This is a genomic window from Bacillus sp. FF-1 (assembly GCF_028548245.1).
Taxonomy (GTDB): domain Bacteria; phylum Bacillota; class Bacilli; order Bacillales; family Bacillaceae_G; genus Bacillus_A; species Bacillus_A paranthracis.
Genome location: NZ_JAQQGG010000006.1, coordinates 65,567 through 91,638 on the forward strand (window position 1 = coordinate 65,567; position 26,072 = coordinate 91,638).

Here is a 26,072-nt window from a genome sequence, read left to right on the forward strand (position 1 = left end):
AAAGATGTCTTTTTATATAAACCTTAATTTTCGTTCTGTAAAACCCCTGCTACCTTTACTCCCTTTTTCTCTTCTTTTAAGAACAACGATACGATAAAAGCAACAACGATAAAGATTAATCCAAGTGCAAATGCACCTTGGAATCCAGATGTTAAACCGTTTAACTTCTCTACTGGGTCCATTGGATTTGCAGAGCTTTCCATATAGCTAGCTGTTCCTGAAGACATTTTTGAAATAAAGATAGCCGTACCAATTGCCCCAGCTACTTGCTGCAGAGTATTAAACAACGCTGTTCCGTGCGGATATAGGTCTGGTGTTAATTGATTTAAACCGTATGTTTGTGCTGTCATGACAAACATGAGTCCAACCATTAATACGCTGTGCATAATAATAATTTGTAACATTGATGTGTCAGGCGTAATGCCTTTAAATAAGAACATTGCAATCCCTACTAACACAATGCCGGGAACGATAATAACTTTCGGACTAAATTTATCGAATAGTTTACCTGCAATTGGTCCCATTATAGCGCTAATAATACTTCCCGGAAGCATGATAATTCCTGATTTAAAAGCTGTAACGAGTAAAACTGTTTGCAAGAACATCGGTAATAAGGTCATCGTTGAAAATAAGGACATCATCACAATGACAATTAATCCAACTGATAATGTAAACATCGGAACTTTAAATGCGCGTAATTCTAAAATTGGATTCTCAATTTTTAATTGTCGAACGACAAAAATACATAATGAGATAAGCCCAACAATTAAAGTGCCATATACTTTCGCATCGGACCATCCTAAGTCACCTGATGCACTAAAGCTATACACAAACCCGCCAAATCCTAATGTCGATAAAAGGATAGATGGATAATCTACTTTTGGTCTTGTTAACTCTGAAACATTTTGAATGTACTTCATTCCAATCATAATTGAAATGATCACGATAGGAATAACAATATAGAATAACCAGCGCCAATTTAATGAATCCACAATTACTCCAGATAATGTAGGGCCAATTGCTGGAGCTGCCATCATCACAAGTGCGATTAATCCCATTGTGGCACCACGTTTTTCAGGCGGACAAATAATTAAAATCGTATTCATTAATAACGGTGAAATTAACCCCGTCGCTACAGCTTGGACGATACGGCCAATTAATAAAACAGAAAATGTCGGTGCAAATCCCGCAATTAATGTACCAGCTAAAAACGTTACCATAGCGATCAAAAACATCTGTCTCGTTGTAAGCCATTGCTGAAGTAACGCTGTAATTGGGACTAAAACCCCAACCACCAACATGTATGCTGTAGAAAGCCATTGAATCGTTGAAGCTGTTACACCGAATTCTTTCATTAATACTGTTAACGCATTACCAAGTAACGTTTCGTTTAATAATGCAACCATTGCCCCTAAAAGTAATGCAATTAAAATGGGGGTATGTTTCATATTAGAAGTATCAACTTTGCCACTTGCAGGGCTCTTAGTTGTCATATTCATTTGCAGATTCTCCTCCTGTTTCTTACTTAAAAAACTTTAAATATACCTAAACACATGTAATATAATATACATATGTAGATTAAAAAGGGAGAATCAATTTTCAGCCACTGTATATTTAATCTACAAAAAAGGAGAATTGTAGATGAACGATAATGAAAAACAAATTGATTTACGTATTAGACGTACACATAAATTACTATGGGATTCCTTATTTGAATTAATGACGCAATCAAAACAGAAATATAGTACCATCACGATTAACCAAATATGTGATCGCGCGATGGTACACCGAACAACCTTTTATAAACACTTTGAAGATAAAGATGCTTTATTAGCCTTTGGATTTAAACGATACAGCAAGATGATTGCTGAAATACCCGTTTCAGATCGATTAAGTAAACCATTTCAAGTAATGGAACAATTTCTACACCATGAAGAACTCGGTAAAATATTAGAGACGCAAATGTCTGATGAACAATTTATTAACCGGACACAGTATTTAAGTCACGAAACGAGAAAACAAGAAATAGAAGCGTTATATCAACTGCGCAAAAATCATACGATGCCAAATGATTTAATCATTGAATTTTATTCAGGGGCAATCACCTCATTAAGCGCATGGTGGTTTAAAAATGAAAGAAAAGTTTCTGCGGCTGAAATGGATAGGTATCTCCAACAACTTATTAACCGAGATATTTTTCAGTTTGAAGAGGAATAAGACTACACCTTTTCAATCATGCAATCAAATTGACCACCAAATAGGAATATGATATATTTTCGGTAGAGTACTATATAAGTATGACATCCACTAAAATGGCATATAATAAAAGAAGAGATGCGCTAACATCTCTTCCTTAACTGCTACCGTATAGGGTAGTGGTTATTATACGTTATTATTTTTTTGCGAACCCCACCCTTTTGCTTCCTACGGCGCGGAGTGGGTTTTTTGTTGTCCTTATCCAGAAATTGCTTCTGCAAAAAATACGCTGAAACTTCGCGCACAGTTGCTTTGACAAACTCTTTTACAAGATCAAACAAAAAGTCCATATTATCACCTCCTTTCCTTCCGAATAGAAAGAAGGGATAACCACCCACCCTCACAATACGCAGTTGACTTTATTTTATCAAATGATTGTAAAGATATTATGTAAATAAAACAAATGAAATTTTATATGGAAAAATATGAGTTTATATTATTTTCATTCTCTTCACTTAGATTACTTACTGAATATAGTCATACAGATTTTTCGCTAACAACAAACAAGTTACGGTAATGAAAAGAGCACGAACATACCCGCTTCCTTTTTTTATAGCAAATTTAGATCCTACGATTCCTCCAGCAATTTGAGCAATTCCCATTATAAAACCATACGCATAGTTTACTTGCCCTACATACATAAACATGAACAATGCACCAACGTTACTTCCTAAATTAAGAAACTTCGCCGTACCTGCTGCTTTTAAAAAATCATACCCAATAAATAAAAGAGAAAACATTAAAAATGAACCTGTACCAGGACCTAAAAATCCATCATAAAAACCAATAACAAAAATAAAAAAGGTAAAAATAATGACGTGTCGACCAGACAATTTTTTATGAGTGGAAATACTTCCCCAATCCTTCTTGAATATCGTATAAATAGCGACCACACCAAGCATGATCAGCATTAATGGCTTCAGTACTTCTGGATTCATTAAATGAACAGTCCATGCCCCTATTATGGAACCTATGAAAGTGATTGGAAATAATTTAAACGCCGATTTCAAATCAAGATTACCAGAACGATAAAACACAATATTACTAGTGGCACTTCCCATTGTCGATGCTAATTTATTTGTGGCTACTGCACTTGCTGGATTCAATCCTGTAAATAATAAAGCTGGTAAGGCGATGAGTCCGCCACCACCTACAACTGAATCAATAAATGCAGCTACAAATCCAAAAACAATCAAAATCATTAATACAGATGGGTCTAAATAAAAATCCATATTAGTAGCCTCCCCTTTAGTCACTATTGTAATAGTAACTATCAATTTGCTAAATGTAAAGAGTTATTGTAACGTTGAAATATAAAGTGAAACTTTAATCAGTGGGGGTTTTGTTCATCCCCCACTGATTATTAGTTGAACCAATCGGGCTTTTACGGGCAGTTGATCCCCCACCTAACTTCTTTGCTTCCGCTGAATTTTGAGGCGGAGGTCTTACTGCCCGTTAAAGCGGGATAAAAGCAAACATCGGAGGAAAAAAAGTGGACTACATAGTGCAACAGCTTAAAAAAATTGGTTTTAATGAATATGAAGCTAAATCTTATGTATCTCTTGTGAAACAAGGGCCTGTCACAGCCTATCAAGTAAGTAAAGATTCGGGTGTCCCAAGAGCACGAATTTATGAGATTTTGGGTAACCTTGTAGAAAAAGGAATTGTCATGAAGGAAGAAATAAATGACACCACTCGCTATTCACCCCTACCCGTTGAAATCTTTTTACAGAAGGCTCAATCAGAATGGCAGTCTACTTATGAAGGAATTAGTGATTCATTAAAAAAACTAGAAACTTCTGAGGAGAAAACGGATAATCGAGTGATTACTTTAAAAGACAATCAAACAATCATTAGCTACTGTCAAACATTAATAAAAAAAGCAGAACGACGTATTGTCATTTCAATGTGGGATGAAATGTATGAAGCGTTAAAAGAGGATCTAGCTGAGGTAGCTGATAAAGTCACAGTACAAGGCATTACCTTGCATGTTGAAAATCCTATTAAAAATCTAGAAGCCCATCGTATAACAACTTATACAGAAACCCTCTCTACAGAGCATTGGTTTATTTTATCAATAGATTCTAAAGAAATGATTTATGGCCCATCACTTGAAGAGCGTAATATTGCTTTTTATACAGATGACCCCGTTCATATATACTTATTAGAGGATTATGTATGGCATGATGTTTTAGTGAATCGACTTGTCCGACGTAGCCAAGATGACTTGGAGCAATGGATTACTGCGGAGAGACGATCTTTCTTTATGGGGAAATAAGAAACATATTCAAAAAATAAAGCATAAGTGAATACAATGGAACACTTATGCTTTATTTTATATGCAAAGTAATACTCAAGTCTTTTCACTATTTCCCCTCCACAAACCGCCCAAACTCCTTCAAAAACCGCAACTTAAAACTCCCCACAGGTCCATTCCGATGCTTCGCCACATGAATCTCCGTCATCTCTTTCTGCTTCGTTTCCTTATCGTAATAATCTTCGCGATACATAAGCATAATGACATCCGCATCTTGCTCAATTTGCCCTGTCTCTCTTAAATCAGATAAAAGAGGACGCTTATCTTGACGCGACTCTACAGAACGAGACAATTGCGACAATGCTACTACACAAACATTTAACTCACGTGCTAATAACTTAAGTTTACGAGAAATCTCACTAATCTCTTGAAAACGATTGCCCTTATGCTTCGGATCGCCCGTAATAAGCTGCAAGTAATCTACAATAATTAAAATCTTTTTATCACCGTGCTTCCTCTTTAACTTACGAGTTTGCATCCAAATATCTTGCACCGTAACCCCTGCATTGTCGTAAATCTCAAGAGGTAACTCACCAATCTCCGCAAACGCCTTACTCACCCTTTCCCAGTCTTCCATCGCAAAACGATGCTTCGGATTTTTCAGCCTACCTCCTGACACTTCACCTACGCAAGAAGCCACCCTTTTCAATAATTGCTTACTACTCATCTCTAACGAAAACAACCCAACCGCCGCGCCAGACTTCGCCGCATGCAGTCCAACATTTAGCGCAAACGCTGTCTTCCCCATCGAAGGACGAGCACCGAGAACGACAAAATCTCCTTCCTGCAATCCGCACGTCATTTTATTTAGCGATGTATAACCAGTCTCAATACCAGTAATCTCTTTCGCATCTTGATGAAGCTCTTCATATAAATCAACTAGCGCATCCTTCAAATCAAACTCACATACACAGTCCTTCTCCTCTAACTCACAAAGTGCCGTAATCGTCTCACCAATAATTTTCTCACTCTTCTCTGCAATAAGACGCTCTCCCATCTTGTGCCCAAGAACACCCGCCTGATACATTTTCCAAGCACCTCGAACAAGCCCCTCATAATAAGAGAAGTTGCTAGTAGTAGGCACACCATCCATTAACCCTATAAAATACTCCATTCCCCCGATCCCCTTCAAAAACTTCGGATCCACTCTAGAAGTGAACGTCACAAGATCAATCGGTTGCCCCTCATCTTCCATCTTTCGCATTAACTGAAATATAGACTTATGCACCGGCATAGAAAAATACTGCTCCGTCAAACGGCACTCCTTAATAAGCTCTCCATCAAGTAATAGAGAGCCTAACACCGTCTTTTCCGCCTCCACATTTTGAATACTCATGGACGCCACCCGCGCTCCGCTAAAAAGCGCTGCAACTCTTCCTCAGACGGCGTATTCTTCTCCCACTCCTCACACCTCGCCAAAAACTCCTCCGTCTCCCCCGTACTAACAGACGACCCCTTCTTCCGGAAATTCGCAGCATCCGCCTCAACCTCACACACTTTCGTAAACCCTTTCCCGTACCAACCACGCAAAATCCCCTTCACATAAGCCATCTTCCGATTTTTATTCTCATACGAAATTTGAAGAGCCTTCAGCACCAACTCCTCTGACAAATCATTCATCCATGCATTCAATTCCTCCACCGTAAAAGGAGACAAACTACCAAAATGTTGCTCATAAAACGTGAACACCTTACTTCCCGTCTCTTCCTGAACAACCTCTTCTTCCTCTGCCTCCTCACAAGCCGGCTCTACATCATCCATAGCCAAATCACCAGGCATACCGAAATGCGCTAACAGCATCGGAACATTCATCTCCTCCTCCGCACACTTCTGAAGAAACATATGTACAAACTCCTTATTCTTCACACCCTTAAGCTCACGAAGCACACACTTCTCCACATTCGTATTCGTCACAGGATTATAACGAAGCCAATTCAAAACGAATAACTCCCGCGTATCCGCATCATAAAGAATCTTTCCATAATCAACAAAGCGTTGCACAAGCTTATCAACAGTCTCCCGATTATAACCCGTCTCCATCTCAGCTAACCGCTTCGGAAAAGGAAAAATCCCACACTGCGTCGTCTTCGAACAAGTTAATAAGTAAACATAAAAATACCGCTCCTCCGGCGTCAAATCCAAAACAAAATCATCCTGCCAAAAATTCACCTGTACAGTACGATACACCGCCATCCCAATTCCTCCCGTCCTAATTCAAAAATGAAAATTTCCTCTTTGTACTATATATAGGAAGGAGGGCTGGGTTTTTGGCGTGTTATTTCAAAAATTTTTTCGACTCCTACTACGGTGTTTGTTGGTGTTTTTGTTTTGTTATGTTTTTTCTTAGTGATTTATTACTTGGTAGGGGCTTGTAAGGGGCTTAGGAGGGGTTAGTTATCGGTTACTTCAATTAGGAAGGCTCGATCTGAGAAGCCGCCTCTTTCTTCTGCTTTCTTTTTTCGGATGTTGTTGATTTCTTCTAGTGTTGTGCCTTCGTGTTCGGCTAGGGCGTTGATTAGTTCTAGTAGGTCGGATAGTTCTTCGAGTTTATGCGGTTTTGTTTTCGCTTCGATGTATTCTGTTAGTTCTTCTTGTGTTTTCTTGCAGAGTTCCTCTATGTATTCATCTTCGTTTAGGAGTCTTGTTATTGGTGTTTTTCCGTTGGATTTTATTATTTGTGGAATTTTATTTCGGATTAGTTTGTTGTAGGTTGGCATGTGGGTTTCCTCCGTTTGGTTTTTCTTCTATTATAATGGAAAAGCAGTTTAACTAGGGGTTAAACTGCTGCATTGCTTCTTTTATATAGTTTTCTTCTTCGGTTGTGAAGAGGGTTGGAAATTCAGATAGTGGAAGGTTTGATTTTTGGATTATATCCTCTATATCACTTTGAGGTGTATCAAGATAGTTCGTCATCTCTTCAATTAAGTTGAAGAATTCCTTCAAGGTAACTTGAACATCTTTATGACTCGGATCCTTCTCTTCTACTTTATACTTTTTCAACTTCCCTATCGCATCCATAAAGCGCCGATCGAACTTTTCTTTTAGTTCCTTATTATTATAAAAGGCTCGAACACTATCTGTTGAAAAGTGTTCCTCTAACCATTCCTTATTTTCTTTCTCCCATATAAAAGTTTGCAAAAAAGAAGAAAACAAAGCGACATCCACTCGTTCTGCCTTTTGAAACTTCTTTGTCATCTCATCCATATGCGAAAGTACCTTCGCAATCCTTTCTTGCTCCGCCAAAAGCAATTCCCTTTGAAAATGCATTTGTCTTAAAAATTCTTCCGTCTCTATATCACGCTGCAATATAATATTTTGAATTTCCCCAAGCGAAAAACCGAGATGCTTAAACGATTGAATTTGCTGCAGCACATACAGATCATCTTTCGTATATAACCGATGCCCACCCTCAGTATAATCGCTCGGCTTTAATAAATTAATCTTGTCATAATAACGAAGCGTCCGCACCGTAACATCCCCAACACTTGCAAACTCACTAATCATCCACGCCATATCATCACCTACTCCGATAACTTCTCTTTCACATACTGAAGCATATGAGAAAAATTCATCTCATTCTGCCGATAATATTGAAACAAACCTACAACAAGTAATAAAAAAGGAACATTCCCTCTATAACGATTTTCATACTCACTAATACCATCATAAAAGTACTCATCCTTTCTTTTTCGTAAAACAATATAAATCGCAATAAACAACACTGCAATCATAACCAAAAGTCGCTTTCCCCTTATCTCCACTTCTTGTTTCATCACCTATTCTCCTTCACCGCATACTTATCTTCTTTAAATAACGGAATTCGAATGAAATAACGATATGGCTCGTCGCGTATTACTTTCCACGCAACAAAGATCACTTGAACGACCTCAAAAACAAATACGATCCAAAACAAAACATCACTAATACGCGAACTAATATTAAATAGAAGAAAGATTAACAAATGAAAGTTGAACGCCTTTCGGCAATGATATTTGTACACCTCATTTTTCCGTGCCAGCGTGATGTACATGAGTAGTGGTGAAAAGATTCCTATTGCGGCTGAGAGTAGTAGCATGATGATGGTGTTTCTTTTTTCTTTTGTGGTGGTTTTCATGAGTGGTTTGGTCCCCCCTTTTTGATTTGTCTTCTTTAGGTTAGGGGGTGACGTTGGGGAAGGTGCAAGGGGGATATGTAGAAAAAATCCGATATCACTAATATAGAGGTAAAATAAGACTTTTACCTTGACAGGGTGGAGGTCGTGAGTTCGAGCCTCTCCGGGGTCATAATTGTAAATAAGACCATATTTTACAAGGGATTATAAGTGTTAAGGTTTTATCCTTTGCACACAAAAATCACCCTAGTGTTGCGGTCATTTACTTTTTAGGATGCAAGTCATTCACGTCTTCTTATACGGTAAACCAAATTACCGATATAAGGAGGCGTTTTATTTTGTCCAGAACAGGTAAAAGAGGTAAGGCAAAGTTAGGTCGTACAAGTATTGAGTTTAAACAAGTTGAAACTTACACATTCCAAGAGTTATTTAACATTTATATGTTTGCAAAAGAAGCAGAAGGACTTGCAAGAAGAACCCTCGAAAATAAGAAAGGATATTTCTTAGTATTTCACCGATATTTAGAAGAACATCATGAAGATGTAACACCTAATACACTCAATACAAATACCATTAGAGAGTTTTTATATTACTTAAAGAATGACCACGTTAAGCATAAAAATAACCATTGCGTTAAGGAAAAATATAAATCCGTTGGTGTTTCAGTTTCTTATATAAATACTATCATGAAACATATGAGAGCATTCTACAACTTCCTCGTTGAAGAGGAGTATATACAATCAAATCCTTTTACAAAAATTAAGTCATTAAAAGAAGCACAAGATAATATTGAAGCATTGTCTGTTGACCAATTGAAAATCTTACTTAAACAACCAGATCAACGAACATATGCAGGATTTAGAGATTATGTATTAATGATGTTGCTTGCTGATACAGGTATGCGAATTGGTGAAGCGTTAAATCTTCAACAAGAGGATATTGATTTTAAAACGAATGTGATTGAGTTAAAAGGTACTAGCACAAAAAACCGTAAAACTCGATATGTACCTATTTCCCAAAAGACTAGTAAGCTACTGCGGGAATTACTAGTTGAAATTGAGGAATTTGATACCCTGCATATATTTGCTACTGTTTATGGAAATACCATTGATCCTGCACGTTTTAGACAGAGATTAAAAATGTATGGCGATAATGCAGGAATTAAGGGAGTAAGAGTCTCTCCTCACACTTTCAGGCATACTTTTGCAAAGTATTATTTGCTTAATAATGGCGATGTGATGACTCTACAAAAGATTTTGGGGCATTCATCAATTGAGATGGTTAGGAAATATGTCAATATGACCAGTAAGGATATTGTAGCTCAACATAATAGGCACAGTCCAATTAATAACTTATAAATAAAAAAGAGCGAACAGAACATTCACTCCTTTTTTAGTCATTATTGCATATAAAGGAGAAAAGCTTAACTGTCACTTTATACATTAATGAAACACCAATATACTAATTTTCTATGGAAGGTTCAAGAGCAGAAGAGCTTATATATCCTGTATAAGCTCTTCATCTTCAATCATGCTAATTTCTTTTAATAATTTATCATCATCACTTAACCAACCTATCAAATATGGTTCTAATGCTTTCGTATATTCATCGTATCCACATGTAATAATTATTTGACAATCTTTGTTTTTAAATTCATCAAAATAACTAAATAGTTTTATCAATTTATTTATTTCAATTCCTTCATCTTTCATAGTATCAATAATCAACAATTTCGGGAAATTTATTTTTATTTCGTCATTAAGAGACATTTTCAACATTGTTAAGTAATAAAATAACCTCTTAGGAACATTAAAGCTTTGATGTTTATATTCTCCTAATAGAGGCATATAGTTTCTATCCAATTTAATTTCATAATCTTTATGTTCATTATTATAAAATTCATACAAGTATTCACTATATATTGCTTCAAAATTCTCTATATTATTCTGTAAATCGTTATCCTTTTGTTCTTGAAGTTGAGCTAATTTCTCTCTGTTCATCTTTATCTCTTTTTCCAATTTATTAATATTACCTTCTGACTTTCTTATCTCTTCACTTTTCTCAACCAGTAATTTAAGTTGTGCTTCCTTTTCTTTAAAATCTATTATTTTACTTGTGATTTCATCAATTGTGCTTGCATTGGAATTATATCGTAGATCTTGGGTGATTCTCTTAATTTCCTCCATATTCCTTTTTAATTCATCTTTAGTGTTAGTTAGTTTATACTCCAATGCACTATATTCATCCTTGTAGTCATTAATAGCTTCATTTATAGTTTCTAGAGTCTTTATCTTTGATTTCATTATCTCGATATATTCCATATCAGAATAAATGAACCTTGTAAAATCTAGAAATTTATCAGATCCACAAATACAATGCCCTGCCTCTAAATTTATGGGCTCTAAACAAAATGGGCATTTATCCTCACTAATAATATCTATATATTGAGAAGTGAATAATATTTTGTCTATATGCTCAATATCATTTTTAGTATCTTCTCCTACCCTTTTTGCTTTTATTAGGTTTTCTTCCACTTTATCTAAATCAAACTCTATATTTTTGATTTTATGTGTCAACGCTACTAAATCTTTCTGCAATTCTGTAAGCCGATTTACTCCTTCTACACCAAAACTCCCCTCTTCTTTTAATCCTTCTCTTATGCTTTCTAGCCTTTTTCTCTCCTTTCTTATCTCAATCAAATTCTCTTTAAAATCCTCATTATCTGTATAAATAATTTGTTTTAAAATATTTTGTTTTACAATTTCAAGAGATTTCTTATTTTCTTTTTCTTCTTGTAACCTTGTATTTACATTTTTGATTTTATAATATGTTGAGTAGTATTCTTCAAGATATCCTGACATTAATAGTTCAAATATACTCCTCTTCATAATATTACTATTTTTGTAAAAATCAGAAGATTTAATTCCAAATTCATTTATTATTTTTCTATTGTCCGTAATTTGATCATAATAAACATACCTCATCAAGTCTTCAAAGTTGATCCTATGAGTGCTGGAGTTTTGAGTAATTTCAATTACATCTATCCCTAACTTAGCAAGAATCCAATCTGAAAAAGTTTCTCCCTCTTTCTTATACAAATATCCGTTTCTTATCAAACTATATGTTACAAATGTTCCTTGCTTTTTATCATGTACAGTAATCATATTTTGGCCTATAGTTCTTTTTAATACATATTGTTCGTTTTCGATACTTATATCAAGCTCAACATAATTATCGCTATCCCTTACTATTTCATTTATTGGTTCATTACTATTTCCTTGAAAATATTCAACATTTATACCCAACCCATAGACAATTAAGTATGTAAAAGTAGATTTTCCATTTTCGTTATCCCCTACTAAAATATTTATTCCCTTATGGAATTTGTCGTTCTTATAGTAATATTGTTCCCCTTTGTAATAAATTGAATTTATACTTAGTTTTCCCATATGGCTACTCCATTTCTTTTAAAGAAATTATCTACAAACGTCATATAATTTAAGATACTGATCCGATTAATATTATTTTTCACTTTTCCTATTCGTTCTATCTCTCTACCGAATCTATTATCCCTTACTAACATTGCACAATTCTCTATTTTATTTAGATATATGTTTGTTTTATTAGTGTCATTTACTAACGTGATAATTTCTTTCCTCTCTAAGATCATTAATACATATCTAATTAAGATTATGTTTTCAATAGATTCATAATATAACCTATTTATGACATTTCTAATGGTCTTATTTGGAGTATTTTTTCCTTTATAGTAGTCTAAGAAAATTGTAGTTAATTTATCATCAGAGATTATTGGTATTAAAAACACTAACTTTCTATAATCTTTAAATTGCTTTTTCTTATTAACACAGTTTAAATGATATAAGATTAAAATTATATTGTATGTTATAAAATATAAATCTTCACTTCTACTATACGTTAGTCTTTTTTTATCAAATTGTTTATTCATATATTACTCCTCATCAAAAGAATAGAAACATTCATCTATTAACAAGAGAACCATTTTTTCTACTGTAATGTCATTTTTTACCCCATAATCGTAGTCCTGTTTTAAAGTAGTTATATCTTCTATTACCTTTTTCTTTAATTCATTAATTATAGAATTTAATTCCTCGAATGCGTAAGATTCCTTATACTTAAATATTTCGTCAAAGTATCTTTCCATACTCTCATACACACGAAATCGTAAAGCATATATTTGCCGTTTATCATACTTTTTTAATTCTTCTCTTACCGTAGTAGCTTCCCTGTTATATCTTATCATTGTACTTTTTTTAAATTCATCACAAACTGCCTCTATTTTATCCCTTAAATTTCGGATTTTTTTATCATCACCTAGTTCTTTAGCTACTTCTATCCAATATTTATGCAAGTCATCAATCTTTAGATTGTTTTCCCTGCTCCCTACCTCATGGAATATAATTCTGACAGTATCAATATTCATGATTTTCTGTAATAGATGTTTTTCCGCCATTCTTTCATCAATTTTTTCTAGTAAATAGCTTTTAATTTGCTGTTCCTTATTTACATGTTCTAAAGCGTATAATTCACATTCCTTAATTTCCTTGTCCAATTCTTCAGTTAGTTTCTCTAAATTATCTTGACCAAATTGAAACGTTGTTCGTTTAAGAAATTTTATCCACTTTTCTTTATCCATATTGATAATTTTTTCATAAAATCCTTTGTATGTTTTTAGATCATTCGCATCAATACTATATTGTTCTTGATAGCACTCTATAATTACTTTGGATACAAACTCTATTACCCTATCATTCAAATCATATTCAATTAAATATTCCAAGACGGGTTTTTCCAATGGTTCGAGGTTTAACCTTTCCAATAAATTACTTTTTCTTTCTCTACTGTATTTTACATTTGTATGAAATATGTAATTTATATGAAGGTCTTCATCTAAATCAAAATAATTATCTAGAAAATTCACTATAGATTTTTGTATCTCCTCACTATTTAACGTAAAATTACTGCTATATTCTTTATTTTGCTCCAGCATCGGTTTTCCATCTTTATCAATTAAATAGCCATCATCTCTGTATTCTGGAATAGCAATTATATTTGCTTTACGATCAACCTTTATGAGCTCTAACATTTTCTTCGCAAGCCTTAATTTCTGATATCTAAACCCTTTATATTTATCACTTGCATCTCTGTTAATTAATTCCATAAACTATTCCCTTCCACGCTACATAGGATAAATACCTTTCATTATAGATTATATAAAAAATAGTGGGTTTTTTGTTAATTTTTTCTTATGAAGTATTAATATAAACTTATCATTGATAAGTGAAGCTCAAGTTTAGATGTGGGTTTCACTCTAACTCATCCCTCTTTTTCTATACGATAATTCACACGTAAAAACGGTATCTACTAACATTATTTTCTTACAATCCATACGGTGGTAACGATTTTTACTCTGATTGCACGGATATCAGTGCTACTACCTCACTTAACATACGCAGTGTTATATTTGGTTGAAAATACCCCCCTATATAAAAAGAAGACACCCTTAAAAAGTGCCTACAATTCCCTTTCTATTACCTTTTCCAAAACAATTCGTTTCTCAAACCCACCTCGTTCTTCCTTCTTACTTGCCTTAAAACTTTTCACCTTATCCATATTAAGGTTAAATACCTTTGCTAGCCATCAATTACTTCTAATATATCAGCTAACTCCTCTTCTATCGGTATTACAACTAGTTATTTAAAATCCTATTCCCAAGTACCTTAGATGCTAAAAACCTTATTAAGGCAACCTCTTTATCTAGGACTGCATCATTCAAATTTGGAATAAAGTTGGCATCCTTAGGGGCTTCTTTTGAATGAACTAATGAACACCTGATAAAGTAAACACGTTTTGCAAGCTGTTCTATTAAATCTTCTCCCAAATTAATTGTTACCATAGACGAATACTTATCGTTTGATGTTGTATAGTATCTGTTCTCATCATTAGAATGGAACCATCCTCTAATCTCATCCTCGTTTAACGCTGTATTTAGGATATAATTTACTAAATCTAATTCCTTTATAGATGCTAGTTTAATTTGCTTCCTCGCTCTGATAAAGTAGAACTCTATAACCTGATAATAAGCCAAATATTTATGTCGTCCTATTGAAGTATAATTGGCAAAATTAAAATACTGTAGAGGAGTTCTTTCATAATTATTATCTTCACTTACCTCTAAGGAATATTGATTAGAAAGTCCTACAGTTTTTTGAAAACTGTCAAATTTTGCTCTTTTGAAATTTAAACCTAACTTTACTGAACAATCGTATAATATTTTTTCTACTAACTCTTCCAGTTCATTAATATCTTCAAGATTACCAGACTTCCAAATTTGTAAAGTGAAATCTTGGTCATTATTCCTTGTATGACTTATTCCTCCAAAATCATCTTGAAAGATATATTCATCATAAAAACTGTGCCAAAACAAATCACTCATAGTCCCAATATTTCCAATCACTTCTCCGCCACATGAGATATAGATATTTCCTTTTTCTACGTAGTCAAAACCTTTAATTAAACATTTGTTTGTATAATAGTCAGAAGGCTCAATTAATATTTCATGAAAGTTTGCCACAGAAGCTATGAAAGAACTAGCACGAAAATAACAATTTATCATAAATTGGTTCATGGGTTTAATAAGTGTATCAAAAAAATATCCCTTCTCACCATCCCATCCCCTAGAAGCTAAGGATTTAACTAGTTGAACGTGTTGCCTTAGTACAGTGTCTAAATCCTCATGGCTTCCCTTTATCACCGAAAACACATAATCGACATATCTCTGTTCATCCCAAGCTAATACCCAATCTCGTAGCTTGTTATCATCAATATTTCTATGCCCATATAAACCAATCATAAACATCCCCCTCTAAAGAATACAGCCATAATCATCCCAAATTTTTATACGTTCTACGGGATAGTATCGAGTATAGTAATCATACTACTAATTATCCCATTTGACACAAATAAAAGGATAGTCTGTCAGCCGACTATCCTTACTGATTCATATTCTTTTATGATCTTGTAAAAGGAGTTCTTCTTAAGCTCTAACATTCCCATAAATTCAACACCTGTAATCTCTTTGCTTTTCCATTTTAAATAGTTTTGTTCAAGTAGTTGACGTTGATGCTTCGATATACTACTTAGATTTATTTGAGACCTACTCAGATGTTTAGATTGCAGTCCTTTTTCTCACCATTGCAGATTTCTAAATTTCCCCTAAGAGTGTAGGAGCAGATGTGCTTATACACCGTTCAATATATAAATCATTTAAAAAGGTAATATGTAGCCCCCATGTCTCTTTTTCTCGATAGGTAATTCACCTTGGATATATTTTCATTCCACATTGCTTTTCTGTTCCCTTACCGCTCTATAAAGAGTTGCTCTGCTTATCTTGGTTATTTCTTCTATCTCTTTAACCGTCATCTGATTGGTTGCCCTATTGTAGAATAACTCAAGAGCATACTGTAAACCTCTGTTATTCTCTGTATACTTCTTAGGTCTTCCCTTATAGACACCTCTTTTCTTAGCTTCTTCAATGCCCTCTAATTGTCTTTCCTTAATCATATCAGCTTCAAATTCGGCTATACCAGATAGGACAGTAATCATTAACTTACCAATCGCTGTACTTGTATCAATCTTATCTCCACCCATATTCAAGACAATAAGAGAAACACCTTTGCTGTTTAAGTATTCAATGGTGTTTAAAGCATCTTTTGTACTTCTGGCAAACCTATCTAACTTCGTAACAGTAATAGTGTCACCTTCTTGTACTGTCTCAAGAAGTAGATTGAACTGTTCTCTATCTTCTTTCTTTCTTCCACTGACCTTCTCTTTAAAGATAGTTTCACATCCTGCTTCTTGCAGTTGTTTAATTTGTGCACTTAAATTTTGACCTGGTGATGACACACGACCATAACCATATTTCATATGAATTTCACCCTTTTATTTTGATACATGTATATGAGATATTCGCAACCTAAGTATATCAAGCACTCCACTACGTATCAATAGGGTGTACCCATTCGGAACATCCCTATTAATTAAATAAACGAAATATCAAATTTCTTTAATTTAGGTTATAATATTTTATAAAATACAATAAGAGAAAAGGAGAAATTATGACTAGTAAAAAGAGTTTACTTGAACGTTGGGATATAACTATAGAAGAATTAACCCAAATCGTAGATGATAACCCTAGCTTAAGAGGATTTATGATGGGATATGTTAGTGAAGCAATTTTACGAAGAACACTGGCTGAAGATTCACGACTTAAAAACTTAAAAAAAGATGATGATCACGATAGAAAGAAAAAGGGAGACTTAACCTTTAATTATAAAGGTCATGAAATCAGATTAGAAGCCAAGTCTTTACAAACAGCTTCTGCTAAATTTGAAAATAACAAATGGAGTGGAACTTTCCAATGCGATGCCAGCGATCGTAGAAAAGTAACCCTTCCAACTGGAGAATCTATAGAAACAACTTGTTTATTAGTAGGTGAGTTTGATGTGTTGGCTGTGAATCTTTTTGCTTTTGGTGACCAATGGAACTATGCGTTTGCCTTAAATGAAGAACTCCCAAGATCTAAATATAGAAAATATCCAGAAGAGTTTAGAACTCATTTATTATCCAGCAGTGCAAAAATTTCTCTTCCTTTAGAAGAGCCTTTTACTCATGATTTATTTACACTGCTAGATAAAATTGTAAAAAAGAAAGAAAACACTTTAAATCAAAAAACACTTGAGGTTAAAGTGGACAAAAAATAAATTTTACTATTTCTTTTTTTGTTTTATAAAAACTAAAAAATATGAATGGTTTTTTCTAGCATGGACTTGTTTCTTTATACGACTAACACCAGGATTATTCTTTCGTACTACGACAAATAAATCTTTACAATAATAACCCATTTTTTCAAATTCATTAGTTAATTCAATATGAGTTAGCCTTTGTTTATTTGCACTTACTTCATCTTGACATTTTACTATAAATACACCCTTAGGAACTAGTACTCTATACGCTTCTTCTGCTGCTTGATAGTAAAGGTGTAAAACGGCATCATGATATTTAGGTGCATCTTTCACTGGGGTTGTTTCTTTACCATTCGAATATGCTTCTCGAAAAGAACTGTGCGATCCTGAACCAGCTAACTGAGTTTGATTACGTCTAAACAGACCTTCCATATAAGGTGGATCTAATACTACACAATCAATACTTTCATTTTCATAAGGTAAATCCCTACAATCAATCCCATTTAGTTTTAAATCTGATGGAAAAAGTTCATATTTATCTTTTGAAACTTTTCTCCAAAAGACCCCTTTCCCATAAGTAACATCTGCAATTTTCGAACCCTCAGGTACATGTAGTTTAAGTACCTCTGGGAAAACTTCCGAATTATCACTAACATGGGCAGAAAAAACTAAATCAGTTGTAGGGATTCCACCTTGCTTCCTTTTCTCAACCTCTTTATTCTTTTCTATACTTGGATCTTCAATTACAACGTTTGCTTCTATTTTTAAAGTATTAATATTTTCCTCTACCTCTACGTCTAAATCTGAAAACTTCAATTGTGTATTCTCTTTCATTTTTTCACCCTTAATAATGATTTATAGTATAAAATTAAACTAAATACATTCTAACATATTTTTTATGACTTACAAATCATATTTTTTTGTTAATATGATAAAAATACATAAAAAGGACTAATTACTATGAACATTGGACAAAGATTAAAAGAACTAAGAAAAGAAAAAAATTTAACTCAATCCGAATTAGCTCTACGAATAAATTCAAATCAAGAAACCATAAGTAGAGTGGAAAAGGGGAAATTCAGCCCTAATTTAGATTGGCTTGAAACAACTTGTCATGCTTTAGATGTTACGATTGAAGATTTTTTTATATCTTCTAAAAGTCAAAAAGTAAAACAATTAAACTTATGTTTACAGAATTTAACTGAAGAACAGCTGGATTTATTAGTAAAACTAATTAATAGCTTTACCATAAAGAAGTAGTTAAATTCTTACACTACTAGATAATAAACAAAGTTAATGAAATTCATGGGGGTAGGATGAAGGGCAGGGGGACATCAGCTCTGCCCATGTCCTTAAAATTTCACTGATAATATATCTAAATCGATCAGCTATTTTTCCCACAAAATAAAGTGAAATCTCTTTTTCCTTTGCAGTTCATTTTAGCTTAAAAATGAACTCATCTCCAAAATTCCCACCATTTTTTACTACGACTTTTCTCTGCCGGTAATTCCTGTTGTTTATTATAATTTAAGATCTGTTCAAGCCGTTCATTAATGCTATGCATGGCATTCAATACATTTAATGAAATGGATTCTTTGTTACCCTTCAGCTGGAACAGTAATCACAACAGGTGTACCAATATCTTGTACTTAAATAATACAAACCTACTTTAACCAATCTTTTATTAAGTTTCATGTTATTTTATGAATGTTTGCAAATTAACTTAAATATCTTTATAAACGCATGAATATACTTTTTTCATCGCCCTTAAAGATATACTTTAATAAACAAAAAGACACTTATTATAAAGCAAGTGCCTTTTTATACTTACATACTTTATTTATTTGTTCTGAATATCCTCTAACATGATATTGGCGAAAATATCCTTTATTTTTTCATTTCGCTTGGAATTATCACTAAAATATTTATTCAATAAATTAACGTACTCTTGATTACTCTTTTTTAATTTCACTACCCCATCGGATTGGATATGATCCATGCTAAGTTGAATCAATTTTGTCTTTTCGGTATCACTTAGTGCCATCCAATCATGCCCTGTTATAATTTCCTTCTCAGCTTTCCAGAAGTGCATTCCATCCTCTTGCTTATTCGTAAGTTTAATTTCTTCAGCGGGCGAAACATTTTCTCCGCTTATTTTTCCATCTACCTTAATTGAAGCACGATTAATCTTTAAATATTGACCATTATTAACCTTTATGTATCTCTCACCATTAAAGTTACCATTCTCAATGATATTTTTCAATTGAGAAACTGTACTTCCACTATTAATAGAAAAATATCCCATCCGTCCAGAACTTGGAGTTATTTTATATTCACCAGCAGGAATATGTTTCCCCACAATATACATACCATCAGGCAATATACCGTTCACAGGGGTAAGAGAAGGAGCATTATTTATAGGGTACATCTTAGCACGATTTATTGTTACATACTGTCCATTTTCAATTGTTATTATGGAGTTTCCCGCAAAATTATCATTTGCTAGTATACTATCCGAACTACTGCTACTATTAATAGAAAAATACCCCATTCCATTTTGAGCAATTAGCATATATTCCCCACTTGGAACGTCTACACCAACTTTATACATACCTTCACCAAAGGAAGTTGCTGGATTAGCAGTTTCTACTGATTTATTGGTTTCTCCTTTTTTATTCTCATCCACCTTATTTTTTTCCTTTTCATTCTTTACTTCCGTTATTTTTTCAGAATCTTCTTCCTTTTCGTTTTGGTCTGTTTTAGAAGAACATCCTGCAAATATTAATCCAAACATTAATAAGATAATTCCCCATTTTTTCAGCATCCTAATATCCCCCTAAATAATAATTAGTAAAAATTCCCCAACTTTAATAATATATGATTTTTGCACAGAAAGTTATGTTAATTGAGAGGATAATCTTGATTTTCACACGTGGCGTATTTTTAACATGGGTAGAAGCGTTGTACATAAAAATCCCATTTTATACAACTATCGCTCTAAAAATAGGTACAAAAGATACTCTCTCAGGTAAAACAGATTAAGAAATATACAGGTTTAAAATTAACCTTAATTTATTGTAAACGGAAATATAATAGCACAAAATTTGACAAATATACATTTTTTTAATATAATATATTATGTGGTCGCATGTTGATAAACACAATTATAACCCTTTATAAACACCTAAAAAAATCTTACATAACAATAACTACGCAATATAAACACGAATAACACCCACAACATAAAAAATTTTTTATCTATTCTACAATAACAATATTCCTAAACATAATGAGATACCTATAAATATAAGTCTATAGACAGGACTTAAAGTATTTTCATACGACAATATATTTATGACAGATTGCAGGATCAAGTATGCATATACCTGTTTTTTTAAGGGGATTTAATATAGCTAATTGAGTATCCCCATGTATATGAAATATTAATAAGAACTACCCACTAACATATATTCAAATGATTTTAAAGAATTAATGTACGAACATAATTTGAAGCAGTCAATGATTTAATAAGTGTTAATTATGTACCTTTTTACACAAGCACTTTAAAACCTGCTCGTACCTCGCAGGATTTCAAAGTGTTGCGATGCAAAAAGGTACGCCAAAAACATCGCTAGCTACCCTTAGATGATGTTCGATGTTTTTAGATGAATAAAAAAGGCAAGGAACTTTGATACCTATATATATAAATAGATTTTTATAGTACTCAAAGTTCCTTGCCCAAATGAAAAGTAAGAAAAGGAAGTTGAAAAACTATGGCAAACTATAATGATGAAATGATTTTAACAAGTGCAGAATTGGTTGAAAGATATGGAAACGAGAAGCAAAAGAATCATTTTGCTAAATACAACAAATTTAAAAGTAGAGATATTAAGGTTGCAGTAATGACTACCGCAAATGAAGAATATGAGGTTGTTGAAGAATTAGGAAAGGGTAAAGGTTTCAGATTGGCAGGTAAAAGAAATGAAAAACTTGATAGAAAACAACTACAAAACTATTCTAATAGCGGAAACAGACAACAATTACCCTATAAAGAGGATATTCGTACAGCTATCATTCAGTATTTGAATAAACATAAATGTGATAATAGAGCAACAATCACACTGAAAAGGCTTGCTTATGAATTAGGTTGCTTTAGTGAAACCATGTACGAAGCATCCAGAAAAGTTGGTACAGCTGAACGTCAAGACTACTTTGAAAAATTATGTGAAACCGACAGCAGGATTAAGGAAATGGGTTGGGATGTATTCTGGGAATGTGTGAAAGAAGTTGGTAGATTAACTAAACAAGTAGAAACTGTTTTAGATGAATTGAAGCAAAATGAAATTATTTACTATATAGATATTCACCAAGCAATCATTAAAACAGATGATGAGCAAGAATTGTATGATACATTAACACCAGATGAAGTGTTTAACATTAAAAGAAAGCAGATGCAACTACGACAAAAGCATAATGTGACATATCAAGATATAATGTTTAAGTTGAAATCACATGCAGTCAAAGCATACAAAAGAGACGAAAAAGAATATCTCAAAACATTAGGATATGTACGAATATTTGAAGCAAAAACAATTGGTCTTGTTGCTTATGATAAAGAAATTCAAAACTACTTTGAAAAAACGCCTTTAACAGATGCTTTCCGATTCAAACACATTGATTTTGCGATTAAACTAGCAGAAGCACGACAAGATGCTTTTCACAATAAACCTGTTGTTATTAAAAACAACAACCAATTACATAAACTATTAGGTGGAAAGAAGAAAAAAGATGTTTATAAAGAGACAGCCACAGCAAGTGAAAAGATTATTGGAGATGATGGAATCAGGGAACTGCTTAATAATGAAATTATTCAGTTAAAAATGAGCGATTGTTATGCAAAAGCAATTGATAATGGATTGAAAGTATTGCAAGTTGAAGAAAAAGCGACAGCATAAAATACATAATCATTTATCCATGTTATTAATCAAAATAGCATAAGTACATTTGTTTAAGTGGCAATTATTTTATTTTTAAGAGTTACAAGTAAATAAATGTAAAACCCCTTCCTTAAATACGGAAGGGGTTTATTGTTCTATTAATAGATGCCTAAAAAGGTGCAGATCAAAAGAGTTGCAACGGCAACTAGGTTATTATAGTTTCAAATGTTGTATATAAATGCAAGCCATGATTATTTAATTTTTACTAGCAATAAATTCATATAGTTTTTCACACAAATTTTTTGCTTCATTACTTAAATCATCTATTGTGGCTACATTCCCAATTGCTCTTTTACAAAAATCTAGTTTTCCTGATACTGTGCCTGATCCAGAAGCATAACTTCCTTTTCTTTTTTTATCTTTTAAGTTTTCATCAATAAATGTACCTAAATATTTTTCTTTGTAGCTCTCTTCTGTGAAGTCTATTTCAAATTCCAAATCTTCAACTGGTACCTTTTCATAAATAGCAACTACTTCCTTAAGCGTTTTAGCTGACAAAATATTTTCTATTTCTTTACACTCTAAACAATAGTAATTGTCCCCTAATGTCGCTTCTAATTTTTCTTGCCTTTCTTCTTTTCCCTCATCCTTGTCACTAATTAAAAATAGAGTACTACATATCTTACTTGGATTCATCCCTCTATATGTTTCTTTTTTCTCTTCTACATCATCTAAAAATGACCAATGAGTAATATTATTACCACTATATTCTACAAATGAATAATGTATATCCTCCTTATATGTATCCTTTTCTTCAAGTGACTTTTGATATAAATCTAAAAAATGCCGAATATAATACCTATCTGTAATTCCCTCAACCCATATAGTGCAATTGGATAAGAAAACTGCTGAATTTCTAACTCCTAACATCTGCAACACATTATTCTCTTCATTACTAACATTTTCAACTATGAAATTAGCTTTTCTTTCCTTGGTAACTTTCGTCTCTAGTTCCTTTCCAAATGAATATATAGATATTTTCTCCATATCAAGGGTGATGTCTAAGAAATGATTAGAATGCGATGTAATAAAGTATTGAAATCCATCAAAATCAGCACTCATTATAATCTCCAAAAACTTCCTTTGCATACCAGGATGGAGATACAATTCAGGCTCTTCTATGAATAATAATAGCTTTTCTTCTCTATATTTAAACAATGGAAATGTTAAAATAATAAGGGATTGTATACCATCACCTAGGTTATAGACGGGTTGTTCCTTTTCATCACCAATTTTCACATGTAGAACATCAGAATTTATAGAAGGAATTAATGTAACCTTTTGATCGTCAAAAAAGCTCTCTCCAAGAAATTTTTGAAAATCAGCTATCTTTTCCCTATCTTCTAAACTACCTAGCAGTAGTTTTTTTACCTCTTCGTATAAATCTAATCCAGTAAAAATTTCTACTTCTTCTTTACTAAGGAAATAATCTTTTTTTGTACGATTCAGATAATAATTCTCGTTATTATCAAATCCCCTTAGTCCTCTTAAAGTAGGTATATACACCTTCTGAAATTTATATTTTTTATATTCACCTACAACTTGTTCTATTCTCTCCTTAATACTCAAAGATACTTCTTTCATATCCTCGTTCATCCTTGCCTCATCAATATGAGGTATGGACATTCCACTAGATGTGATACCCTGACTTCCAACCAAATTCAATGACTTCTCAACATTATCATAAAAATACTTCAAAAAATCTTCATTTGCTAAAATGTATTCAGGTTCTTCCATTTGTTCAATTTCCGCTTTGTTTACATTCCCATACCCCAAAATACCTCTATTATCTAATTTATTGATTATTTTTTCTTTATATTCTCTTATTAAGTTATTAACTTTATCCATTTTAAAATCAGCAGGAACGAATTTCAACATATCTTCTTGAAATAATTCCCTTAACATTCTACTCTTTCCTGAATTATTCGCACCGACAAAAATGTTTACTTTCGACAAATTCTGTATACTTTTATTCCCTTCACATCCTAAAAACTCATAGTTTTCATATTTTTCATCAATAAGTAAAATTTCATTTATATGGTATGACACAACTCTCACCTCTAGTTCATCAATTATTTATTTATTATACTCCATACATTTATTGGAGCTCTACTTAATTTTACCAACTAAAATGTTATTCTCACAAGCTTAATCCTTCAATCACAACATCTTATGAATTAATAAAAATGAGGTTCAATCTATCCAATTAACAAAAGTTCATTAAAATAACATAATCTACGATATTAATACCTTTACATATTATTAAATAAATCACACCTTCATCCCTATTAAGAGGAGATCCAAATAATTTTTCTATTATCATAATCTATCAGGACAAAGTAGAAATAAGTGTTATGGGTATGTAATAAAAGAGGATTGCGGTTAAAAATGGCTGTACACACCAGTAGAGTTATTGTAAAATGCAGTTATATCAACGGTTTAACCGTTATAAGGAACGTGAATGAATTGACCTCGCACCTTGACAGGGTGGAGGTCATCATTTAAGATTCACATCCATGTTATTTATAAATAAAAAGAAGAGCATATATCTCATATACTCTTCTTCCCATAGCTAATAATACAATTTATCCGACTAATATTTATCTAATCTATTTCATAATTACATCTCTCATTTTTAAAAATCTCTCCACTTCACCTAAAACTCCCATCGTTCCTGGAATATCAATTCTCCCTTGTCCATCCTCCACTCTATAATCCCTCACCACAGCAACCGTCATATATCGCCCATTACCAAATTTAGGTTTCTCTACATTAAAAGAATAATTATGACTCCGTTCGATTAGCGCTTTACTCCACTTATCTCTAAGTTCTTTTCTTCTATGCTTATCAGCAACATATATTTTAAAGCATAAACGCCCTTCTTCTAACTGCAAATACTGCTTACAATTATTATCTTCGTGTTCATTCCACCATAAGGCATAGAACCCACCATTCGGATTAGCTACATACCCATATTGACCTTTGATCCCGCGTTGCTTTAGCTCCTCATAAAATCCTTCCCAAGCTTCACCTTTCCACTCACTTAGCGGAAGTGTCTTATATGAATTATATTTTTGATCTATTTCTCTTAAATAAAAATAGTAATCTAAAAATATTTGATCTTGAACTCCTCTATCTATATTTTCTTGTAAAAATTCAAGCATTTGTTTTCTTGTAAACAACATATACTTTGCATCAATAACTGCTGAATAATCACTTTGATTACCTATTTTATAATAGATAGGCAACAGGTCATGTTTTTCATATTTTTTAAATTTCATTACATCTTCATAATAACGTTTCAGTTGATTAGAATGTTCTTTTGTATACGTTTTATCTTCAATTAAAATAGCCTGATTACCGTTAATTTCAATAAGTATATCTAAACCTTTAAATTGTTTCGTAATCTTAATTTCTTTAATAGCAGCTGGAAAGGTCTTTTTATGTAAATCATATATTCTTCTAATAAAACCTATACTGGCTTCATATAAGCATTCATCAGTTTCTTTATAGACTGGATTCGCCCACTCTGCTAGCCAACAAATAAAAGCATCTTGCGACAACTCACTTGTTCCATGTGAAAATAAATTTGGTCTCTTATTCATTAT

24 protein-coding genes are annotated in these 26,072 nt (G+C 32.9%); 6 read left to right on the forward strand and 18 right to left on the reverse strand.

Going from position 1 to position 26,072, the window contains the following annotated elements; all coding sequences use genetic code 11:
• Positions 1-23 precede the first annotated feature (23 nt).
• Positions 24-1,499 carry an MDR family MFS transporter gene (locus tag PQF83_RS19605; protein WP_001057541.1) on the reverse strand — a complete coding sequence of 492 codons (1,476 nt, stop codon included), beginning with the start codon at positions 1,497-1,499 and terminating at the stop codon, positions 24-26.
• A gap of 142 nt (positions 1,500-1,641) precedes the next feature.
• Between PQF83_RS19605 and PQF83_RS19610 the strand changes: the two genes are divergently transcribed.
• Positions 1,642-2,217, forward strand: a complete 576-nt coding sequence (locus PQF83_RS19610) for a TetR/AcrR family transcriptional regulator (protein ID WP_000999279.1) — start codon at positions 1,642-1,644, stop codon at positions 2,215-2,217.
• A gap of 143 nt (positions 2,218-2,360) precedes the next feature.
• Here the strand turns inward: PQF83_RS19610 and PQF83_RS19615 are convergent, their stop codons facing one another.
• Together PQF83_RS19615 and PQF83_RS19620 are read right to left on the reverse strand one after the other, a co-directional pair.
• Complete coding sequence (locus PQF83_RS19615; RefSeq protein ID WP_000346672.1) at positions 2,361-2,546, reverse strand: hypothetical protein; 186 nt, start codon at positions 2,544-2,546, stop codon at positions 2,361-2,363.
• A gap of 174 nt (positions 2,547-2,720) precedes the next feature.
• Positions 2,721-3,488: a TSUP family transporter gene (locus PQF83_RS19620; protein ID WP_000348445.1), complete on the reverse strand. Its 768-nt coding sequence runs from the start codon at positions 3,486-3,488 to the stop codon at positions 2,721-2,723.
• A gap of 260 nt (positions 3,489-3,748) precedes the next feature.
• On the opposite strand from PQF83_RS19620, the gene PQF83_RS19625 reads away from it, so the two are divergent.
• Positions 3,749-4,534, forward strand: coding sequence for a TrmB family transcriptional regulator (locus tag PQF83_RS19625; protein WP_000384608.1), 786 nt, complete (start codon positions 3,749-3,751; stop codon positions 4,532-4,534).
• 88 nt (positions 4,535-4,622) lie between these two features.
• Here PQF83_RS19625 and dnaB read toward each other — a convergent pair whose 3' ends face one another.
• The 6 genes from dnaB to PQF83_RS19655 all read right to left on the reverse strand — a co-directional run bounded on the left by dnaB (position 4,623) and on the right by PQF83_RS19655 (position 8,687).
• Positions 4,623-5,909, reverse strand: a complete 1,287-nt coding sequence (gene dnaB / locus PQF83_RS19630) for a replicative DNA helicase (RefSeq protein ID WP_000027337.1) — start codon at positions 5,907-5,909, stop codon at positions 4,623-4,625.
• Positions 5,906-6,766 carry a DnaD domain-containing protein gene (locus PQF83_RS19635; RefSeq protein ID WP_000312197.1) on the reverse strand — a complete coding sequence of 287 codons (861 nt, stop codon included), beginning with the start codon at positions 6,764-6,766 and terminating at the stop codon, positions 5,906-5,908. Before PQF83_RS19635 ends, dnaB begins: the two co-directional genes overlap by 4 nt.
• A gap of 197 nt (positions 6,767-6,963) precedes the next feature.
• Positions 6,964-7,290 (reverse strand): nucleoside triphosphate pyrophosphohydrolase, encoded by a 327-nt coding sequence (locus PQF83_RS19640; protein ID WP_001143671.1) that lies wholly within the window; start codon positions 7,288-7,290, stop codon positions 6,964-6,966.
• A gap of 52 nt (positions 7,291-7,342) precedes the next feature.
• Positions 7,343-8,086 carry a MerR family transcriptional regulator gene (locus PQF83_RS19645; RefSeq protein WP_000312435.1) on the reverse strand — a complete coding sequence of 248 codons (744 nt, stop codon included), beginning with the start codon at positions 8,084-8,086 and terminating at the stop codon, positions 7,343-7,345.
• Positions 8,087-8,094: 8 nt separating this feature from the next.
• Positions 8,095-8,346 carry a hypothetical protein gene (locus PQF83_RS19650; RefSeq protein WP_000808324.1) on the reverse strand — a complete coding sequence of 84 codons (252 nt, stop codon included), beginning with the start codon at positions 8,344-8,346 and terminating at the stop codon, positions 8,095-8,097.
• The gene (locus PQF83_RS19655; protein WP_000859130.1) at positions 8,346-8,687 is read right to left on the reverse strand and encodes a DUF4870 domain-containing protein; all 342 of its coding nucleotides are present in this window, start codon (positions 8,685-8,687) and stop codon (positions 8,346-8,348) included. Before PQF83_RS19655 ends, PQF83_RS19650 begins: the two co-directional genes overlap by 1 nt.
• A 335-nt stretch (positions 8,688-9,022) precedes the next feature.
• Between PQF83_RS19655 and PQF83_RS19660 the strand changes: the two genes are divergently transcribed.
• Entirely contained in the window at positions 9,023-10,042 is a 1,020-nt protein-coding gene (locus PQF83_RS19660; protein WP_000091693.1) for a tyrosine-type recombinase/integrase, read from the forward strand.
• 138 nt (positions 10,043-10,180) lie between these two features.
• On the opposite strand, the gene PQF83_RS19665 is transcribed toward PQF83_RS19660, so the two are convergent.
• The 5 genes from PQF83_RS19665 to PQF83_RS19685 form a co-directional block, all read right to left on the reverse strand.
• Positions 10,181-12,133, reverse strand: coding sequence for a hypothetical protein (locus tag PQF83_RS19665; protein ID WP_000517351.1), 1,953 nt, complete (start codon positions 12,131-12,133; stop codon positions 10,181-10,183).
• Positions 12,121-12,651 carry a hypothetical protein gene (locus PQF83_RS19670; RefSeq protein WP_001041191.1) on the reverse strand — a complete coding sequence of 177 codons (531 nt, stop codon included), beginning with the start codon at positions 12,649-12,651 and terminating at the stop codon, positions 12,121-12,123. Before PQF83_RS19670 ends, PQF83_RS19665 begins: the two co-directional genes overlap by 13 nt.
• Positions 12,652-12,654: 3 nt before the next feature.
• Positions 12,655-13,884: a hypothetical protein gene (locus PQF83_RS19675; RefSeq protein WP_000420348.1), complete on the reverse strand. Its 1,230-nt coding sequence runs from the start codon at positions 13,882-13,884 to the stop codon at positions 12,655-12,657.
• 528 nt (positions 13,885-14,412) lie between these two features.
• Positions 14,413-15,576 (reverse strand): hypothetical protein, encoded by a 1,164-nt coding sequence (locus tag PQF83_RS19680; RefSeq protein WP_000579845.1) that lies wholly within the window; start codon positions 15,574-15,576, stop codon positions 14,413-14,415.
• A 479-nt stretch (positions 15,577-16,055) separates the two neighbouring features.
• Entirely contained in the window at positions 16,056-16,649 is a 594-nt protein-coding gene (locus PQF83_RS19685) for a recombinase family protein (RefSeq protein WP_000873695.1), read from the reverse strand.
• Positions 16,650-16,840: 191 nt separating this feature from the next.
• On the opposite strand from PQF83_RS19685, the gene PQF83_RS19690 reads away from it, so the two are divergent.
• Positions 16,841-17,485 (forward strand): hypothetical protein, encoded by a 645-nt coding sequence (locus tag PQF83_RS19690; protein WP_000202095.1) that lies wholly within the window; start codon positions 16,841-16,843, stop codon positions 17,483-17,485.
• A gap of 6 nt (positions 17,486-17,491) precedes the next feature.
• On the opposite strand, the gene PQF83_RS19695 is transcribed toward PQF83_RS19690, so the two are convergent.
• On the reverse strand, positions 17,492-18,301 hold the full coding sequence (locus PQF83_RS19695; protein ID WP_000662511.1) for a DNA methyltransferase: 810 nt from the start codon (positions 18,299-18,301) through the stop codon (positions 17,492-17,494).
• Between the two features lie 126 nt (positions 18,302-18,427).
• On the opposite strand from PQF83_RS19695, the gene PQF83_RS19700 reads away from it, so the two are divergent.
• Entirely contained in the window at positions 18,428-18,727 is a 300-nt protein-coding gene (locus tag PQF83_RS19700; protein ID WP_001020658.1) for a helix-turn-helix domain-containing protein, read from the forward strand.
• 580 nt (positions 18,728-19,307) lie between these two features.
• Here PQF83_RS19700 and PQF83_RS19705 read toward each other — a convergent pair.
• Positions 19,308-20,291, reverse strand: a complete 984-nt coding sequence (locus PQF83_RS19705; RefSeq protein ID WP_000915153.1) for a hypothetical protein — start codon at positions 20,289-20,291, stop codon at positions 19,308-19,310.
• Positions 20,292-21,240: 949 nt separating this feature from the next.
• Between PQF83_RS19705 and PQF83_RS19710 the strand changes: the two genes are divergently transcribed.
• Positions 21,241-22,422, forward strand: a complete 1,182-nt coding sequence (locus tag PQF83_RS19710) for a hypothetical protein (protein ID WP_000035045.1) — start codon at positions 21,241-21,243, stop codon at positions 22,420-22,422.
• A 237-nt stretch (positions 22,423-22,659) separates the two neighbouring features.
• On the opposite strand, the gene PQF83_RS19715 is transcribed toward PQF83_RS19710, so the two are convergent.
• Entirely contained in the window at positions 22,660-24,513 is a 1,854-nt protein-coding gene (locus tag PQF83_RS19715; RefSeq protein WP_000120261.1) for an AAA family ATPase, read from the reverse strand.
• 560 nt (positions 24,514-25,073) lie between these two features.
• Positions 25,074-26,069: a PD-(D/E)XK nuclease family protein gene (locus tag PQF83_RS19720; RefSeq protein ID WP_001042634.1), complete on the reverse strand. Its 996-nt coding sequence runs from the start codon at positions 26,067-26,069 to the stop codon at positions 25,074-25,076.
• Positions 26,070-26,072: the final 3 nt, after the last annotated feature.

Bases quoted from the DNA above. Each gene is read 5' to 3' on its own strand.
- PQF83_RS19605 (WP_001057541.1), bottom strand. From the start codon at position 1,499: ATGAATATGACAACTAAGAGCCCTGCAAGTGGCAAAGTTGATACTTCT.
- PQF83_RS19610 (WP_000999279.1), top strand. From the start codon at position 1,642: ATGAACGATAATGAAAAACAAATTGATTTACGTATTAGACGTACACAT.
- PQF83_RS19615 (WP_000346672.1), bottom strand. From the start codon at position 2,546: ATGGACTTTTTGTTTGATCTTGTAAAAGAGTTTGTCAAAGCAACTGTG.
- PQF83_RS19620 (WP_000348445.1), bottom strand. From the start codon at position 3,488: ATGGATTTTTATTTAGACCCATCTGTATTAATGATTTTGATTGTTTTT.
- dnaB (WP_000027337.1), bottom strand. From the start codon at position 5,909: ATGAGTATTCAAAATGTGGAGGCGGAAAAGACGGTGTTAGGCTCTCTA.
- PQF83_RS19635 (WP_000312197.1), bottom strand. From the start codon at position 6,766: ATGGCGGTGTATCGTACTGTACAGGTGAATTTTTGGCAGGATGATTTT.
- PQF83_RS19640 (WP_001143671.1), bottom strand. From the start codon at position 7,290: ATGCCAACCTACAACAAACTAATCCGAAATAAAATTCCACAAATAATA.
- PQF83_RS19645 (WP_000312435.1), bottom strand. From the start codon at position 8,086: ATGGCGTGGATGATTAGTGAGTTTGCAAGTGTTGGGGATGTTACGGTG.
- PQF83_RS19650 (WP_000808324.1), bottom strand. From the start codon at position 8,346: ATGAAACAAGAAGTGGAGATAAGGGGAAAGCGACTTTTGGTTATGATT.
- PQF83_RS19655 (WP_000859130.1), bottom strand. From the start codon at position 8,687: ATGAAAACCACCACAAAAGAAAAAAGAAACACCATCATCATGCTACTA.
- PQF83_RS19665 (WP_000517351.1), bottom strand. From the start codon at position 12,133: ATGGGAAAACTAAGTATAAATTCAATTTATTACAAAGGGGAACAATAT.
- PQF83_RS19670 (WP_001041191.1), bottom strand. From the start codon at position 12,651: ATGAATAAACAATTTGATAAAAAAAGACTAACGTATAGTAGAAGTGAA.
- PQF83_RS19675 (WP_000420348.1), bottom strand. From the start codon at position 13,884: ATGGAATTAATTAACAGAGATGCAAGTGATAAATATAAAGGGTTTAGA.
- PQF83_RS19680 (WP_000579845.1), bottom strand. From the start codon at position 15,576: ATGATTGGTTTATATGGGCATAGAAATATTGATGATAACAAGCTACGA.
- PQF83_RS19685 (WP_000873695.1), bottom strand. From the start codon at position 16,649: ATGAAATATGGTTATGGTCGTGTGTCATCACCAGGTCAAAATTTAAGT.
- PQF83_RS19690 (WP_000202095.1), top strand. From the start codon at position 16,841: ATGACTAGTAAAAAGAGTTTACTTGAACGTTGGGATATAACTATAGAA.
- PQF83_RS19695 (WP_000662511.1), bottom strand. From the start codon at position 18,301: ATGAAAGAGAATACACAATTGAAGTTTTCAGATTTAGACGTAGAGGTA.
- PQF83_RS19700 (WP_001020658.1), top strand. From the start codon at position 18,428: ATGAACATTGGACAAAGATTAAAAGAACTAAGAAAAGAAAAAAATTTA.
- PQF83_RS19705 (WP_000915153.1), bottom strand. From the start codon at position 20,291: ATGCTGAAAAAATGGGGAATTATCTTATTAATGTTTGGATTAATATTT.
- PQF83_RS19710 (WP_000035045.1), top strand. From the start codon at position 21,241: ATGGCAAACTATAATGATGAAATGATTTTAACAAGTGCAGAATTGGTT.
- PQF83_RS19720 (WP_001042634.1), bottom strand. From the start codon at position 26,069: ATGAATAAGAGACCAAATTTATTTTCACATGGAACAAGTGAGTTGTCG.